The 14,429-nt window shown below is 61.1% G+C and carries 13 protein-coding genes; 4 read left to right on the top strand and 9 right to left on the bottom strand.

Going from position 1 to position 14,429, the window contains the following annotated elements; all coding sequences use genetic code 11:
• Position 1 precedes the first annotated feature (1 nt).
• The 3 genes from rpe to htpX form a co-directional block, all read right to left on the bottom strand.
• Positions 2–661, bottom strand: a complete 660-nt coding sequence (gene rpe, locus ACK8OE_RS05320; protein WP_013477555.1) for a ribulose-phosphate 3-epimerase — start codon at positions 659–661, stop codon at positions 2–4.
• A gap of 9 nt (positions 662–670) precedes the next feature.
• Positions 671–2,065 (bottom strand): RsmB/NOP family class I SAM-dependent RNA methyltransferase, encoded by a 1,395-nt coding sequence (locus ACK8OE_RS05315; protein WP_410271699.1) that lies wholly within the window; start codon positions 2,063–2,065, stop codon positions 671–673.
• Between the two features lie 257 nt (positions 2,066–2,322).
• A complete protein-coding gene (gene htpX, locus ACK8OE_RS05310; protein WP_410271698.1) occupies positions 2,323–3,219 on the bottom strand; it encodes a zinc metalloprotease HtpX in 897 nt (298 codons plus the stop codon).
• Positions 3,220–3,320: 101 nt separating this feature from the next.
• On the opposite strand from htpX, the gene ACK8OE_RS05305 reads away from it, so the two are divergent.
• The gene (locus ACK8OE_RS05305; RefSeq protein WP_410271697.1) at positions 3,321–3,560 is read left to right on the top strand and encodes a DUF1674 domain-containing protein; all 240 of its coding nucleotides are present in this window, start codon (positions 3,321–3,323) and stop codon (positions 3,558–3,560) included.
• Positions 3,561–3,584: 24 nt separating this feature from the next.
• Here the strand turns inward: ACK8OE_RS05305 and pyrF are convergent, their stop codons facing one another.
• Positions 3,585–4,268, bottom strand: a complete 684-nt coding sequence (gene pyrF, locus ACK8OE_RS05300) for an orotidine-5'-phosphate decarboxylase (RefSeq protein WP_410272022.1) — start codon at positions 4,266–4,268, stop codon at positions 3,585–3,587.
• Positions 4,269–4,430: 162 nt separating this feature from the next.
• Between pyrF and ACK8OE_RS05295 the strand changes: the two genes are divergently transcribed.
• Positions 4,431–5,162 carry a MarC family protein gene (locus tag ACK8OE_RS05295; protein ID WP_410272021.1) on the top strand — a complete coding sequence of 244 codons (732 nt, stop codon included), beginning with the start codon at positions 4,431–4,433 and terminating at the stop codon, positions 5,160–5,162.
• 105 nt (positions 5,163–5,267) lie between these two features.
• On the opposite strand, the gene ACK8OE_RS05290 is transcribed toward ACK8OE_RS05295, so the two are convergent.
• Together ACK8OE_RS05290 and ACK8OE_RS05285 are read right to left on the bottom strand one after the other, a co-directional pair.
• The gene (locus ACK8OE_RS05290) at positions 5,268–6,065 is read right to left on the bottom strand and encodes an SDR family NAD(P)-dependent oxidoreductase (RefSeq protein WP_410272020.1); all 798 of its coding nucleotides are present in this window, start codon (positions 6,063–6,065) and stop codon (positions 5,268–5,270) included.
• Positions 6,062–6,481 carry an Rrf2 family transcriptional regulator gene (locus ACK8OE_RS05285; RefSeq protein ID WP_013477548.1) on the bottom strand — a complete coding sequence of 140 codons (420 nt, stop codon included), beginning with the start codon at positions 6,479–6,481 and terminating at the stop codon, positions 6,062–6,064. The genes ACK8OE_RS05290 and ACK8OE_RS05285 overlap by 4 nt, the downstream gene beginning before the upstream one ends.
• Positions 6,482–6,802: 321 nt before the next feature.
• Here ACK8OE_RS05285 and ACK8OE_RS05280 point away from each other — a divergent pair, with 321 nt between their 5' ends.
• Both ACK8OE_RS05280 and ACK8OE_RS05275 read left to right on the top strand, forming a co-directional pair.
• Positions 6,803–8,824 carry a potassium transporter Kup gene (locus ACK8OE_RS05280; RefSeq protein WP_410271696.1) on the top strand — a complete coding sequence of 674 codons (2,022 nt, stop codon included), beginning with the start codon at positions 6,803–6,805 and terminating at the stop codon, positions 8,822–8,824.
• A gap of 198 nt (positions 8,825–9,022) precedes the next feature.
• The gene (locus ACK8OE_RS05275) at positions 9,023–10,264 is read left to right on the top strand and encodes an argininosuccinate synthase (protein ID WP_126422257.1); all 1,242 of its coding nucleotides are present in this window, start codon (positions 9,023–9,025) and stop codon (positions 10,262–10,264) included.
• A 71-nt stretch (positions 10,265–10,335) separates the two neighbouring features.
• Here the strand turns inward: ACK8OE_RS05275 and ACK8OE_RS05270 are convergent, their stop codons facing one another.
• Genes ACK8OE_RS05270 through recF form a run of 3 tightly spaced genes read right to left on the bottom strand, consistent with a single transcriptional unit; the run spans position 10,336 to position 14,390 of the window.
• Positions 10,336–10,782, bottom strand: a complete 447-nt coding sequence (locus ACK8OE_RS05270) for an NUDIX hydrolase (RefSeq protein ID WP_410271695.1) — start codon at positions 10,780–10,782, stop codon at positions 10,336–10,338.
• A gap of 33 nt (positions 10,783–10,815) precedes the next feature.
• On the bottom strand, positions 10,816–13,263 hold the full coding sequence (gene gyrB, locus ACK8OE_RS05265; protein WP_410271694.1) for a DNA topoisomerase (ATP-hydrolyzing) subunit B: 2,448 nt from the start codon (positions 13,261–13,263) through the stop codon (positions 10,816–10,818).
• 2 nt (positions 13,264–13,265) lie between these two features.
• On the bottom strand, positions 13,266–14,390 hold the full coding sequence (recF, locus tag ACK8OE_RS05260; protein ID WP_410271693.1) for a DNA replication/repair protein RecF: 1,125 nt from the start codon (positions 14,388–14,390) through the stop codon (positions 13,266–13,268).
• Positions 14,391–14,429 lie beyond the last annotated feature (39 nt).

Here is a 14,429-nt window from a genome sequence, read left to right as displayed (position 1 = left end):
GTCAGAGACCCTTGAGCGACTTGATATTGGCGGCGTAGGCGTCCGGCCCGCCCTTGAAGACCGCCGTCCCGGCGACCAGCGCCGTGGCCCCGGCAGCCACACAGGCGGCGGCGTTTTGCAGATTCACGCCGCCATCGACCTGAAGCACGGCGGGATGACCCAGCGCGTCCAGCTTTTTGCGCACGGCTTCGATCTTGCGCAGCTGGCTCTCGATAAAGCTCTGGCCGCCAAAGCCCGGATTGACGCTCATCAGTAGGATCAGATCGAGGTCGTCCATGATCCATTCCAGACCGTCGAGCGGCGTCGCGGGATTGAGCACCACCCCGGCCTTGGCCCCCAGGTGGCGGATCTGCTTCAGCGTGCGGTGCAGGTGCGGGCCCGATTCCGGGTGAACGCTCATATAATCGGCCCCGGCGGCGCGGAAGGCCTCAAGGTAGGGATCAACCGGCGTCACCATCAGGTGCACGTCGAAGGTCTTTTGCGTATGCGGACGCAGGCTTTTCACCACATCCGGCCCAATGGTCAGGTTGGGCACGAAATGCCCGTCCATCACGTCAATATGAATCCAGTCGGCCCCGGCGGCGTCGATGGCGCGCACCTCCTCGCCCAGCTTGGAAAAGTCGGAGGCCAGAATCGAGGGGCAAATCAGCGGCGTGGTCATGCAGAACTCTTAAGCGGGGTTGCGTTTCATATGCGCGACGAAGAACCCGTCCTGCCCTCCCTTACGCTGATGCGGCAGCAATCTCAACCAGCCTTCGGGCGCAAATGAGGCGGCGGGTATGTCCGGGTGCTGATCGGCTGTGTGCTTGACCAGAGTAAAGTCCTTGTTCCGGCGCAGGAAGGCCAGAATCTGCGTTTCGCCCTCTTCGCGCTCCAGCGAGCAGGTGCAGTAGAGGAAGTCCCCGCCGGGTTTGACGCGCGGGGCCAGCGCATCGAGCAGGCGGTGCTGAACATCGGCCAGCTTGGCGACATCGGCGGGGCGGGTGGCCCACAGTACGTCCGGCTGACGGCGATAGGTGCCGGTGGCCGAACAGGGCGCATCGACCAGCACCACGTCGAAGGTGCGTGGATCATCAAAGGTCGAGGCGTCGGCATTGTGGATTTCGGCGCTCATACCTATGCGCGCCAGATTGTCCTCAACGCGCTTGAGGCGGTTTTTGGAGCGGTCGATGGCGACGGTCTGCGCGCCCTTGGCGATCAGTTGCAGCGTCTTGCCGCCCGGTGCGGCGCAGACATCGAGCGCGGTCTTGCCGCTGAGGTCACCCAGCAGATTGACCGGGGTGGCGGCCGCAATGTCCTGCACCCACCACTTCCCCGCCTCGTAGTCCGCCCACTGACGCAGATCACCGCGCAGGCTTGAGCGCAGATTAACCGGACCGACGGCTTCGCCTTGCAGGGCCTCGGCCAGCGCGTCGCGGTCGGCGGCATTGCGGAAGCTGAGGTCGGTCGCCGGTTCCTCGGTCAGGACGCTGGCTATGCCCGCCGCAGTGTCTTCGCCATAGGTCTGCACCCAGCGCTGCCATAGCCAGTCGGGCAAAAGGCGCTTCGGATTGACGTCGGACAGCTTGCCGTCGCGGATCAGACCGCGCAGGATGGCATTGATCAGCCCCTTGAACGGGCGGGTCTTGTTCTCACGCTCGGCGATCTTCACCGTGGTCGAAACGGCGGCGAAATCGGGCACCTGCATGAAGAAGATTTGCGCCATGCCGATGCGCAGAAGCTGACGCACCGCTTCGGGGGGCATCTTCTGCGTCTTTTTGTGGATAACGTGATCAAGCTGCCCCAGACGGCGCAGGACCAGTAGCGCCAGGGCGCGGGCAAAGGCGCGTTCGGTTTCCGACAGTTTGAGGAAGTCGGCGCTCGCCGCCGCCTCATCAAAGCCGCTGCGCTTTTCAAGCGCCGCTTCGATCAGGTTAATGGCCGCTACGCGGGCCGCGATGCCGATATCGTTTTCCATGCTTTCCGAAGCGTCCGGCTTCGGGCGGCTGGGGCGGGCGGAAGGTCGGGGCTTGGCGGCGGGGGTGCGGGAAGGCTTGCCAGAGGGGCGGCCGGAATGTTGGGACATGCAAACTCTCAGAAGATGCTGTGCGTTACGTCTGTCTCCCGTTTGAAGGGAAGACAGTGGGCTTAAAGGCCGGATGAGGCGCCGCTATATCAGCAAAAGGCCCGCACCCCAACCCGCTTATGCCCAGGGTCATTGGAAATGACTCTGGGTATGCCTTTCGAGACTGTCTTATGTCGCTGATACGTATAAGACAGCCTCGTCTTTGTTTAGTTGCGCACTTTTTCTGAAAAGTGGTGTCCACTTTATCGGATTGCGCTCTAAGTCGTCGGCACGCTGGTTATGCCGCCACGGCGATTGCCCATCCGCACGCCCAGCTCCATCAGGGCCCTGACGCGATTGTCCGTCGCCGGGTGGGTTGAGAAGAGATTGTCCATCCGCTTACCCGACAACGGGTTGATGATGAACATGTGCGCCGATGCCGGGTTGCGCTCGGCCTCGTGGTTCGGGATACCGTGGGCGTACTGCTCGATCTTGTGCAGGGCACGGGCAAGGCTTTCCGGATCGCCGCACAGTTCGGCCCCGACGCGGTCGGCCTCGTATTCGCGGACCCGCGAAATGGCCATCTGCACTAGCATGGCGGCCAGAGGCGCGACAATGGCCATCAGGATGGCGGCAATCGGGTTGATACCGTCTTCGTCGTCATTGCTGCCGCCAAAGAACATGGCGAAGTTGGCGATCGACGCAATGGCACCGGCCAGCGTCGCCGTCACCGTCATGATCAGGGTGTCGCGGTTTTTCACGTGCGCCAGTTCATGTGCCATCACGCCGCGAATCTCGCTGCGATCCAGCATACGCAACAGACCGGTTGTGGCGGCGACGGCGGCGTTTTGCGGATTGCGTCCGGTGGCGAAGGCGTTGGGCTGATCATTATGGATGATATAGACCGCCGGCATGGGCAAGCCCGCGCGGTGACTCATTTCGGCGATATCATCGTAATAGGTACGGATCAGGCCGGTAGCGGTGGTGGGATCGACGGGTTCCGCCCGGTAGGCCTTCAACACCATCTTGTCGGAGTTCCAGTAGGCAAACGCATTCACGGCCAGGGCCAGGCCAAGTGCGATCAGCATACCCGCAGGCCCGCCAATCGCCAGTCCGATCGCGCCAAACAGCGCGGTCATACCCGCCAGAAGCATAAAGGTCTTGAACGGGTTCATGGGTAAGAAGCTCTCCTGAATGTTAAGTATTAGGCTTGCGACAGCAGCCCTTGCGAAATACATATAAGGAAAGCGCAGACAAATTTAAGGCACTTACGAAAATGTCAGCTGAAAAAAACGACGAAACGACTTCGCAATCGATTGATGATGCTGAAAAAGCTGAGGCGCCGGAGCGTATTTTGACCCCGGCGGCGCAACGCGCTCTGGCCGAAGCGGCGCGACGCCGGGCGCAAGCCGAAAAAGAGGCTGTTGAGCGTCCCTACGAAGAGGGTGGCCCGGCCGGTCTGGAACCCACGCGCTTTGGCGACTGGGAACGCAAGGGCATCGTCAGCGATTTTTAATCGGAACCCCCTAATTACAGGGGCTTACCCCTGCAATTCCGCCAGAATGGCCTGCACTGCCACCACGGGATCAGGCGCACGGGTGATCGGGCGACCGATCACCATATGCGAGGCGCCATTGCGGATGGCATCGGCCGGTGTGGCGATGCGCTTTTGATCATTGGCATAAGCCCAGGCCGGGCGCACGCCGGGGGTGACAATCAGGAAGTCCGCCGGGACGCGGGCGCGGATCATGGCCGCTTCGTGCGGGCTGGCGACCACGCCGTCCATTCCAGCTTCGACCGCCTGATCGACCCGGCGTTTGACCAGATCTTCCAGCGCCATGCCATAACCCATCTCATCGAGATCGTCCTGCTTCAACGTCGTCATAACCGTGACGCCCAGCAGCTTGGTGTGGCCCTGACGGCCGCGCACGGCGGCCTTCATCACCTGCGGCTCCGCATGAACGGTCAGCATATCGCAGGCCCCGCGCGAAATGGCCTCAGCGGCCCCTTCGACCTGAGCGCCAATATCGTGCAGCTTCCAGTCCTGAAACACCTGCTTGCCGCGCGCCCCCAGTTCTTCAGTCAGAGACAGACCGCCCTGTCCCAGAAGCGTCAGGCCGATCTTGTAATAGCTGACGTGATCGCCCAGCGCCTCGACCAGATGGCGGGCAGACGCTAGATCGGGCTCATCGAGAGCAACGATGATACGGGGATCGGCGGGCAGGGTCATAACGGCGCTCCGGTAACAGTCGGTTTCACATACACCGGATTTTGCGGGGCACAATGGGAAAACGCGCCCTTTATGGCCTCTGTCGCGGCGAAAGTTTTTCCTGTAACCGGATAGACGGGTCTGTTACAAAATGAATCGGTTGCAGGAGGGTGAATGATGTCGGGTGGCTCCTTGGGTCTGATTGAGCTTTATGTGAACTTCTTCATCACCCTGTTCGCCCTACTCGATCCCATCGGCAATGTGCCGATCTTTGCGGCGGCCACGCGCACGCAGTCGGAATCGGCGCGGCGCTGGCTGGTGGTCTATATCTCGGCCTTTGCCGCCCTGTTCCTCAGCTTCTTCTTCTTTACCGGCCTGGCCCTGCTTCAGTTCTTTGGCATTTCGATGGACGCCTTCCGTATCGCCGGCGGCATCCTGCTGTTCCTGCTGGGGCTCGATATGACGCGCGGCGATTTTCTGGCCATGTTCGAAGAGACCGAATCCCTGACCGAAGATACTGTCGATGCCCATGGCGCGCCTATCCGTGGCCGCGATCGCGCCAAAAAGACCTTTGAAAAGTTCGTCGTGCCCTTTGCCATCCCGCTGCTGATCGGGCCGGGGGCCATCTCGACTGTCATCATTCAGGCGGGCGAGGCTCAGAAATACGGCATTACGGGCATGGCGGTTGGCCTTGGGGCCATCGTCACCACCTCGCTGGCGGTGCTACTCACCTTCCTGTTTACGGGCCATATTTCCAAGATGCTCGGTCGCGTCGGCATGGTGGTTGTCATCCGCGTGCTGGGGCTTATTCTCTGTGCCCTGTCGGTGCAGATCATCATTTCAGCCATTTCGACCGTCACGCACGACATTATCGTCCCGGCGGCCGCGCACCCCTATAGCGGGTCTTAGTTTTAGAGCGATGTGCGGAAAAGTGTGAGCGGTTTTCCGAAAAAACCATCGCGACAAAACAAAAATTTAGAGCGAAATGGCGATTCGACTGAAAGTCATTTCGCTCTAGCGCACCATCTTGCGCAGGTGGTTGGAGATCAGCTCCAGCGCCCAGTCGTCGGGGATAATCTTCAACAGCGCCGACAGGAACTTGTTAGGCGCGCCTGGCACGCAGATGGCGCGATTGGCCTCGGCGGCCTGATAGCCTTCGCGGGCCACCTCATCAGCGCCCATCCACATCCATTCCGGCGTCGCCTGACTGATGCGCTCACGCGAGCCCGTGACGTCGTGGAACTCTGAGTAGGTGTAGCCGGGGCAGAGCGCGCTGACGTGGACGCCGTGGTCGCGCGCCTCAAGGTGCAGGCCTTGCGAAAAGCGCGTCAGATAGGCCTTGACCGGGGCATAGAGGGTGTCGCCCGGTGAGGCGGGCAGGTAGGAGGCCAGAGACGACACATTGACGATGCGGCCGAACTTCTGTTCGATCATGCCGGGCAGGACCAGATAGGCCAGTTCGGTCGGCGTGTGCATCAGTACCCGCAAAAAGGCCTCATGCGACGAAAAGGCATTGCCGATAAAGCCTTCGGGCAGGCCATAGCCGGCATTGTTGACCAGCCCATCGACCTTGCGCCCCAGAGACGTTACATAATCGATCAGCTTTTGCGGCGCGCCCGATTCGGACAGGTCGGCCACGACGAAATAGGCTTCGACGCCGAAGCGCAGGCGGATTTCCTCAACCAGCTTTTCCAGCCGCTCCTGACGGCGGCCCGTCACCACCACGTCCCAGCCGTGGCTGGCATAGACGCGGGCGAAGGCCAGGCCAATGCCCGAAGTTGCGCCGGTAATGAGGGCCAGTCTGCGCATCAGATATTCCGGATAAGGTCGGCGACGGTAATTTTCGACAGTGTTTCAGTCGCGGCGGCATTGGCCGCCTTCATCGCGCCCGATACCGCCTTGGGGATGGCCTGACCGACGGGGCAGCCATCGGCCCCCGGCGGGGCCGAGCCCAGATGAGCACAACCGTGCACGGCGTGCAGCACCTGATCCAGCGGGATGGTTTCGGCGGGTTTGAGCAACCACGTGCCGCCGGAGACACCTGAGCAGGTATCGACCAGACCGGCCTTGGCCAGTTGCGTGGTCATGCGACGGATAACCACCGGGTTGGTCGGGATAGAGGCCGCCAGCACAGACGAAGATACCGCCTGTTCGCGCGAATAGGCCCCTTTGTGGGCCAGATAGGCCAGGGTGTGCGCGGCGACGGGAAATCTCTGACTGTCGGACATGATCTCTCTGTAATTACGATAATTTGACTGCCATTCCTAGTGTCCTGAATCTGAAATTCGCGTGCGCTTGATATCGACCTCTGGCGAATTTCAGATTCAACAGGACACTAGCAACTTATTGTATCTAGTATCGTTTTGAATTTGAAGTTCGCACAGCTCTGGATATAAAGATGATGCGAACTTCAAATTCACGATACTAGTGGAATCGGCGTGCCTGAGCAGAGGCCTGATGCAATGTGGATTGAATCTGTCTAGAAATGGGCGTAAGAGGCCCGCCGTTCAAGCGAGGACCCTCCTGTGTGGTCTCTCAGGAGATATTGCATGATCGGGGATACCCCTCCCGAAGCCAGTCCCTCCCCGGACGCTTCGGTCTCCACCGGCGACAGGCCCGGAGCGGACGTTGCGTCCGCGCACAAACCCTCACAACCGCAGTCCACCGAAGGCCACGCCAAACATGCGGGCTTCTGGGCGCTGGCTCTGGGGTCCATCGGCGTGGTGTTTGGCGATATCGGCACCTCGCCGCTCTACGCCTTCAAGGAAGCCTTGCACGCGGCGGCGGGTGATGGTGTGACGCGTCCGGAAATTCTCGGTGTCGTATCGCTGGCCCTGTGGGCGATGATCCTTGTGGTGACGGTCAAATATGTCGGCTTCATCATGCGTGCCGACAACAAGGGCGAAGGCGGCGTTTTGTCGCTGATGGCGCTGGCGCAGCAAGCCATCGGCAAGCGCACGGCGGTCGTCTTTACGCTCGGCATCATCGGCGCCGCGCTGTTCTATGGTGACGCGGTGATTACCCCGGCCATGTCGGTCCTGTCGGCCGTCGAAGGCCTGCGTACCATTCCGGCTCTGGAAAACAGCATCTCCAATGAACTGGTGCTGATGATTGCCGGGGTCATGCTGATCGGCCTGTTTGCCTTCCAAAGCCACGGCACGGCCAAGGTGGGTCTGCTGTTTGGCCCCATCTGCGCCGTCTGGTTTGCGTCCATGGCGGTGCTGGGTATCAGCCAGTTTATCGCTAATCCGCAGATTCTGGCCTCTATCAATCCCTACTACGCCATAAAATTCCTGTCTGAACACGGCATGGCCGGCTTTATCGTGCTTGGCGCGGTCTTTCTGACCGTGACCGGGGCTGAGGCCCTGACGGCGGATATGGGCCATTTCGGTCGCTGGCCTATTCAGGCGGCGTGGCTGTTCTTTGTGCTGCCATGTCTTACTCTCAACTATCTGGGGCAAGGGGCACTGGCGCTGACGGTTCTGGACGCGTCTCAGGCGGCGGGTCGTCCGTTTGAGGAACTCAACTGGTTCTTTGAAATGGCGCCACTGGCCCTGCGCCTGCCGCTGGTGCTGCTGGCGGGTATGGCCACGGTCGTGGCGTCTCAGGCGGTTATTACCGGGGCCTTCTCGCTGACACAGCAGGCCATTCAACTGGGTCTCCTGCCGCGCCTGAACGTCAAGCGCACGTCGGAAACGCAGGAAGGTCAGATCTTCGTCCCGCAGCTAAACACCATGCTGCTGGTCGGCGTGGTCGTGGTGATGGTCACCTTCCAGACCTCCTCGGCTCTGGCACACGCCTACGGTCTGGCTGTGACCGGGACCATGGTGGTGACCACCATGATGGCGGCCATCGTCATGCGTCAGATGTGGAAGTGGGGCTGGCCGCGCGTTCTGGCCTTCATCGTCCCATTCATGATCCTCGACCTGTCCTTCCTCAGCGCCAACATGCTGCGCTTCTTCTCCGGTGGCTGGCTGCCGGTGCTGATCGGGGCGTGCCTGTTCACCATCATGGCGACCTGGGTGCGCGGCTCGGGCATCCTGTTTGAAAAGTCCCGCCGCGACAGCGTCCTGCTGACCGACCTGATCGACATGTTGAAGGCGCGCCCGCCGCACCGCGTGCCGGGCACGGCCATCTTCCTCACCTCCGACTCCGAAGTCGCACCCGTGGCCCTGATGCACAATCTCAAGCACAACAAGATCTTGCATGAGAAGAACATCATCCTGACGGTCGATACACGCAACATCCCGCGCGTGCACGAGTCCGAGCGCATCACTATCGAAAAGCTGGATGAGGACTTCAAACGCGTCACGGTGCACTATGGCTTCATGGAAAGCCCGAACCTGCCCAAGGCCATGGGCATCTGTCGCAAGCAGGGTCTGAAGTTCGACATCATGGCCACCAGCTTCTTCCTCGGCCGCCGCAGCGTGGTGGCCTCAGCGACGTCGGGAATGCCGTTGTGGCAGGATCGCCTGTTCATCTTCCTGATGCGCAACGCCACCAACCCGACGGAGTTCTTCCATATCCCGCCGGGGCGCGTGGTCGAGCTTGGGACGCAGGTTTCCGTCTGATCGTGGGGGAAAGGCTTTCCCCCACGTGCTCCCTTCCAACAACACGAAAGGTCTCACGGGCCCGCTCGGTGAGACTTTTTTCGTTTCCTGACCTGAGTAATTTGTTTGCCGCGAACGACAAACAAACTTGCATCCGCCCCCCTCAGGTCTTAAAGGCGCGAGCAACTGTTTTTACCCCCTGACCGGAGTGGTTGCCCCATGACCTCCCCTACTGAAAAGCCCGTCAAGAAAGTCGTCCTTGCCTATTCGGGTGGCCTCGACACCTCGATCATCCTGAAGTGGCTTCAGACCGAATATAATGCCGAGGTGGTGACCTTCACCGCCGATCTCGGTCAGGGTGAGGAGCTGGAACCGGCGCGCAAGAAGGCCGAACTGCTCGGCATCAAGCCGGAAAACATCTATATCGAAGACCTGCGCGAAGAGTTCGTGCGCGATTTCGTCTTCCCTATGTTCCGCGCCAATACCGTCTATGAGGGCCAATACCTGCTCGGCACGTCGATCGCGCGTCCGCTGATCGCCAAGAAGCAGATCGAAATCGCCCGCAAGGTCGGTGCTGATGCCGTTTGCCACGGCGCGACGGGCAAGGGCAATGATCAGGTGCGTTTCGAACTGGGCTATTACGGCCTTGAGCCCGATATCCGCGTCATCGCCCCGTGGCGCGAGTGGGATTTTGCGTCGCGCGAATCCCTACTGGCCTTTGCCGAACAGCATCAGATCCCCATCGCCAAGGACAAGCGCGGTGACGCGCCCTTCTCGGTCGATGCCAACCTGCTGCACTCTTCGTCCGAAGGTAAGGTGCTGGAAGACCCGGCGGTCGAAGCCCCCGAGTTCGTCTATCAGCGCACCATCTCCCCGGAAGCCGCGCCGGACAAGGCCGAGGTCTTCACCATCGACTTCGAAAAAGGCGATCCGGTCGCTATCAATGGCGAAGCCCTGTCGCCGGCGGCGCTGCTGACCAGGCTGAACCAGTTGGGTCACGACAATGGCGTCGGTCGTCTGGACCTCGTCGAAAACCGCTTCGTCGGCATGAAGTCGCGCGGCGTTTATGAAACCCCCGGTGGCACCATCCTGCTGGCGGCGCACCGCGGTATCGAATCGATCACGCTGGACCGCGGAGCCATGCACCTGAAGGACGAGCTGATGCCGAAATATGCCTCGCTGGTCTATAACGGCTTCTGGTTCTCGCCGGAGCGCGAAATGCTTCAGGCCGCCATCGACTATTCGCAGGCCAAGGTTACGGGCCGCGTGACGGTGAAGCTCTATAAGGGCAACGTGACGGTCATCGGCCGCGAGAGCCCCTACAGCCTCTATGATCAGGATCTGGTGACCTTTGAAGAAGGTAAGGTGGCCTATGATCACCGCGATGCGGCGGGCTTTATCAAGCTCAACGCGCTGCGCCTGCGTGTGGCGGCCAAGCGCGACGCGCGCGACGCGAAGTAGGGGGTCTGGGGCCTGCGGCCCCAGAGTCTTTTCAAGCAATAAGAAACCCTGCTTTCACTAAGCAGGGTTTTTTATGGCTCAAAGGTTCGTGGGGTCGCGGACCCCACACCCCTTAACTTGAGTCGTTCCACCACCAGCGCCATGAGCTGCCTCGAGAGTGGTGCCAGCGGCAAGTTAGGTGTCTCAAGCGGATCAATCCATTGTATTTCGGCGATTTCTGATGCCGCACAGACGGGTTTGTCTGTCTCAACCCAAAAGGCTTCCGACGCGACCGTAAAGCCGGTTTCATGGACAGCCGGAGCCGTGAAATGACCCAGGTAGACAGCTTCGTCTTCTGTGATCTCCAGCCCGATTTCTTCGCGTAATTCGCGGCGCAAAGCCTCGATGGCCGTCTCACCGGCGTCTATCTTGCCGCCCGGCTGAATGAAGGTCGCTGAGCCGTGCTTGCGCACGACGAGCGCCCGCTTGCGCTGCGGATCGACCACAACGGCCGTGGCGAGGTGAATGATCTTGCTCATGACAAGGGGGCGGGGCCTAACCCCTGCCCGTCCTTACGCATCCACCTCGGCATCGAGCGCATTGTCCTGAATGAACTCACGACGCGGCTCGACCAGATCGCCCATCAGCTTGACGAACAGGTCGTCGGCTTCATCGGTCAGGTTGACCTTGACCTGAAGCAGGGTGCGGGCGTCCTTATCCAGCGTGGTTTCCCACAGCTGATCCGGGTTCATTTCGCCCAGACCCTTATAGCGCTGGATGCTCAGGCCCTTGCGTCCGGCATCGAGAACGGCGGCGACGAGGTCCAGCGGCCCGCGGATGTCGGCGGCCTTGTCCTTGCGGCGGAAGGTCGAGACTTCGTTGAACAGGTCGCCCAGTTCCAGCGTCCGCTCATTGAGGCGGCGCGCGTCCTGCGAATGGATCAGGCCGTCATCCAGCACGATCTTTTCCGACACGCCGCGACGCACGCGGGTAAACACGTAACCGCCGTGGCTGGTCGTATTGGCTTCGACGCTCCAGTCACCATCGCCGTCTTCCTTGAGACGATCGAGACGCTTGGCGACCAGCGCCAGATCGGGCTTGTCGCCGAACAGGCCCCCCAGAGCCGCCTGTTCAATGGCAAAGGCCGGGGCGCGGCTGGCCAGACGGTCCACACTGCCCTTGAAGGTCTTGGCGATACGCACCTGAGCCTCAAGGTCCTGAGCGGTGATGCGCTCACCCGTGCGCAGTTCCAGAACCGCCTCAGACGTGCCTTCCTCGATCAGGAAGGCGTCCATTTCGGTATTATCCTTCAGGTAACGCGACGACTTGCCCTTGGCGACCTTATACAGCGGCGGCTGGGCGATATAGAGGTAGCCGTTTTCGATGATCTGCGGCATCTGACGGTAGAAGAAGGTCAGAAGCAGGGTACGGATGTGCGCGCCGTCCACGTCCGCATCGGTCATGATGATGATCTTGTGGTAGCGCAGCTTCTCGATATTGAAGTCGTCGCGCCCGATGCCGGTGCCGAGCGCCGTGATCAGCGTGCCGATCATTTCCGACGACAGCATCTTGTCAAAACGGGCGCGTTCGACGTTCAGAATCTTACCGCGCAGGGGCAGGATGGCCTGATTTTCACGGTTACGACCCTGCTTGGCCGAGCCGCCGGCCGAGTCACCCTCGACGATAAATAATTCAGACTTGGCCGGGTCGCGTTCCTGACAGTCGGCCAGCTTGCCCGGCAGCGAGTTGATGTCCAGCGCCGATTTGCGGCGGGTCAGTTCGCGCGCCTTGCGCGCCGCTTCGCGGGCGGCGGCGGCTTCGATGATCTTGGAGACGATCTGCTTGGCTTCGACCGGGTTTTCCTCAAACCACTGCGACAGCTTTTCGAAGACGATGCCTTCAACGGCCGGGCGCACTTCGGAAGAGACCAGCTTGTCCTTGGTCTGCGACGAGAATTTGGGGTCCGGCACCTTGACCGACAGCACGCAGGTCAGGCCTTCGCGGGCGTCTTCACCCGATACCGACACCTTTTCCTTCTTGGCGAGGCCAGAGGAGTCCATATAGGCCGACATCACCCGCGTCAGGGCGCCACGGAAGGCCGCCAGGTGGGTGCCGCCGTCGCGCTGAGGGATGTTGTTGGTGAAACACAGCATCGTCTCGTGATAGCTGTCGTTCCATTGCAGGGCGAGATCGACCTCGACCTTGTCGCGCAGGCCGCGCGCCGCAATCGGCTCCTTGATGATGGGCGATTTCGACTTGTCCAGATGCTTGACGAATTCGACGATGCCGCCTTCGTAATGCAGGATGATGTCGTAGGGCTCGGCTTCACGCAGGTCGGCGAAGCGGATATGGACACCTGAATTGAGGAAGGCCAGCTCACGCAGGCGGTGTTCCAGCGTCTTGCGGTCGAAATCGATAAAGGTGAAGGTGCCTTCGTCCGGGCCGGTCTTCAGCGACGGCAGGAAGGTGACGATGGTGCCGGTCAGAGGGTTGCCGTTTTCGCGTAGCGGCGCGTCGCCGGTGACTTCAACCGAACGCACGGTTTCGCCCAGCTCAAAGCGCGCTTCGTGCGTCTTGCCATTCCGGAAGATTTTCAGCTCAACATAATCGGAAAGGGCGTTGACGACCGAGACGCCGACGCCGTGCAGGCCGCCGGAGACCTTGTAGCTGTTCTGGTCGAACTTGCCGCCCGCATGCAGCTGCGTCATGATGACTTCGGCCGCCGACACGCCTTCTTCGGCGTGGATATCGACGGGCATCCCGCGCCCGTCGTCAGACACCGAGCAGGACCCATCTGCATTGAGGATCACTTCCACGCGCGTCGCGTGACCGGCCAGGGCTTCGTCGATGGCGTTATCGACGACTTCGTAGACCATGTGGTGCAGGCCCGACCCGTCATCCGTGTCGCCGATATACATGCCGGGGCGCTTACGCACCGCATCCAGCCCCTTGAGAACCTTGATCGAATCCGCGCCATAGGCGTTTTCGACGATTTCCGGATGCTCTTCGTTTTCGGCCATGCCTAGTCCCTAAATTCTACCCATTGGCCCCCTTCGACACGAACCCCAAGCGCACGCCCGGACAATCCGTTGAAGAGGCTTTCGTCCGTGCCTGTAAACAGGGTTTGCAGGCCCAGACGATCGGTTTCATCAAACAGCGCCGCCCGGCGAATCGGGTCGAGGTGGGCTGCGACTTCGTCAAGTAACACTACAGGATTCGGCGCGCTTTTGACACGCGAAAGTCTCGACCCCTGCGCCAAAATCAGGTTCAGAACGAGGGCTTTTTGCTCCCCTGTGGAACAGTCCGCCGCCGGACGGTCCTTTTCGCGGTGAAAGACGCTGAGATCGGTGCGATGGGGGCCAAAAAGCGAGCGTCCCGCCGCCGAATCACGGGCGCGGGCGCGGGCAAATCCTTCCCGCAAAGCGATATTCAGGGCATCGGGTTCATGGGCATCCGACGCCTCGTTGGTCAGCCCCAGATCGGCCTTGGGGAAGGCGCTTTCGTGCGCTTCGATCTCGGCCTGAAGATCGCTTAAGGCGCGACGTCGGGCGACAATCATCTCGCTTCCCGCTTCCGCCAGACGCTCCTCCAGCGCATCGAGCCATACGGCGTCGGCGGGCCCCTGCACCAGCAGTTTCAGGCGCTCCCGCAGGGCCTTTTCATAGGCGCTTACCGTCGTGGCGTGTGAAGGCGCGGCGGCGAAGACCAGCCGGTCAAAAAAACGCAGCCGCTCGGCACGCGCCTCAAGGAAGATGCGGTCCTGAGCCGGGGTCAGCCAAACCAGGCGAATGTGGTCGAGCAGGCGGCCCGCCGGGACGGTCTGCTGGTCGATGCGCACCAGACGTTTTTCAAGGCTGCGTGGGTCGGACCCCGTACCGATGCGGATGTCGTCCTCGGCGCTTTTCAGCTCGACCGACACGCCCCAGGCGCGCCCCTTGGCCTCCTGCGGCAGGCGACGCCCCAGATCGCTGACGGCGGCCCCGCGCAGACCCCGACCGGGGTTGAGGACGCTGATCGCTTCGAGAAAATTGGTCTTCCCCGCGCCATTAGGCCCGAACAGATACAGCGACCGCCCGGCCAGATCGACATCAAGCCGGTCATAGCCGCGAAAATCAGTCAGGCTCAGGGCGTGAAGGCGGGTTTTCATGTGCGCCCTTTAAACGAAAAGGTCAGATCGAAACACACG

Origin of the sequence: Asticcacaulis sp. W401b (assembly GCF_046503825.1) — a bacterium.
Classification (GTDB): domain Bacteria; phylum Pseudomonadota; class Alphaproteobacteria; order Caulobacterales; family Caulobacteraceae; genus Asticcacaulis.
The sequence above is the reverse complement of the archived record's forward strand: the minus strand, read 5'-3'. Positions and strand labels throughout refer to the sequence as shown.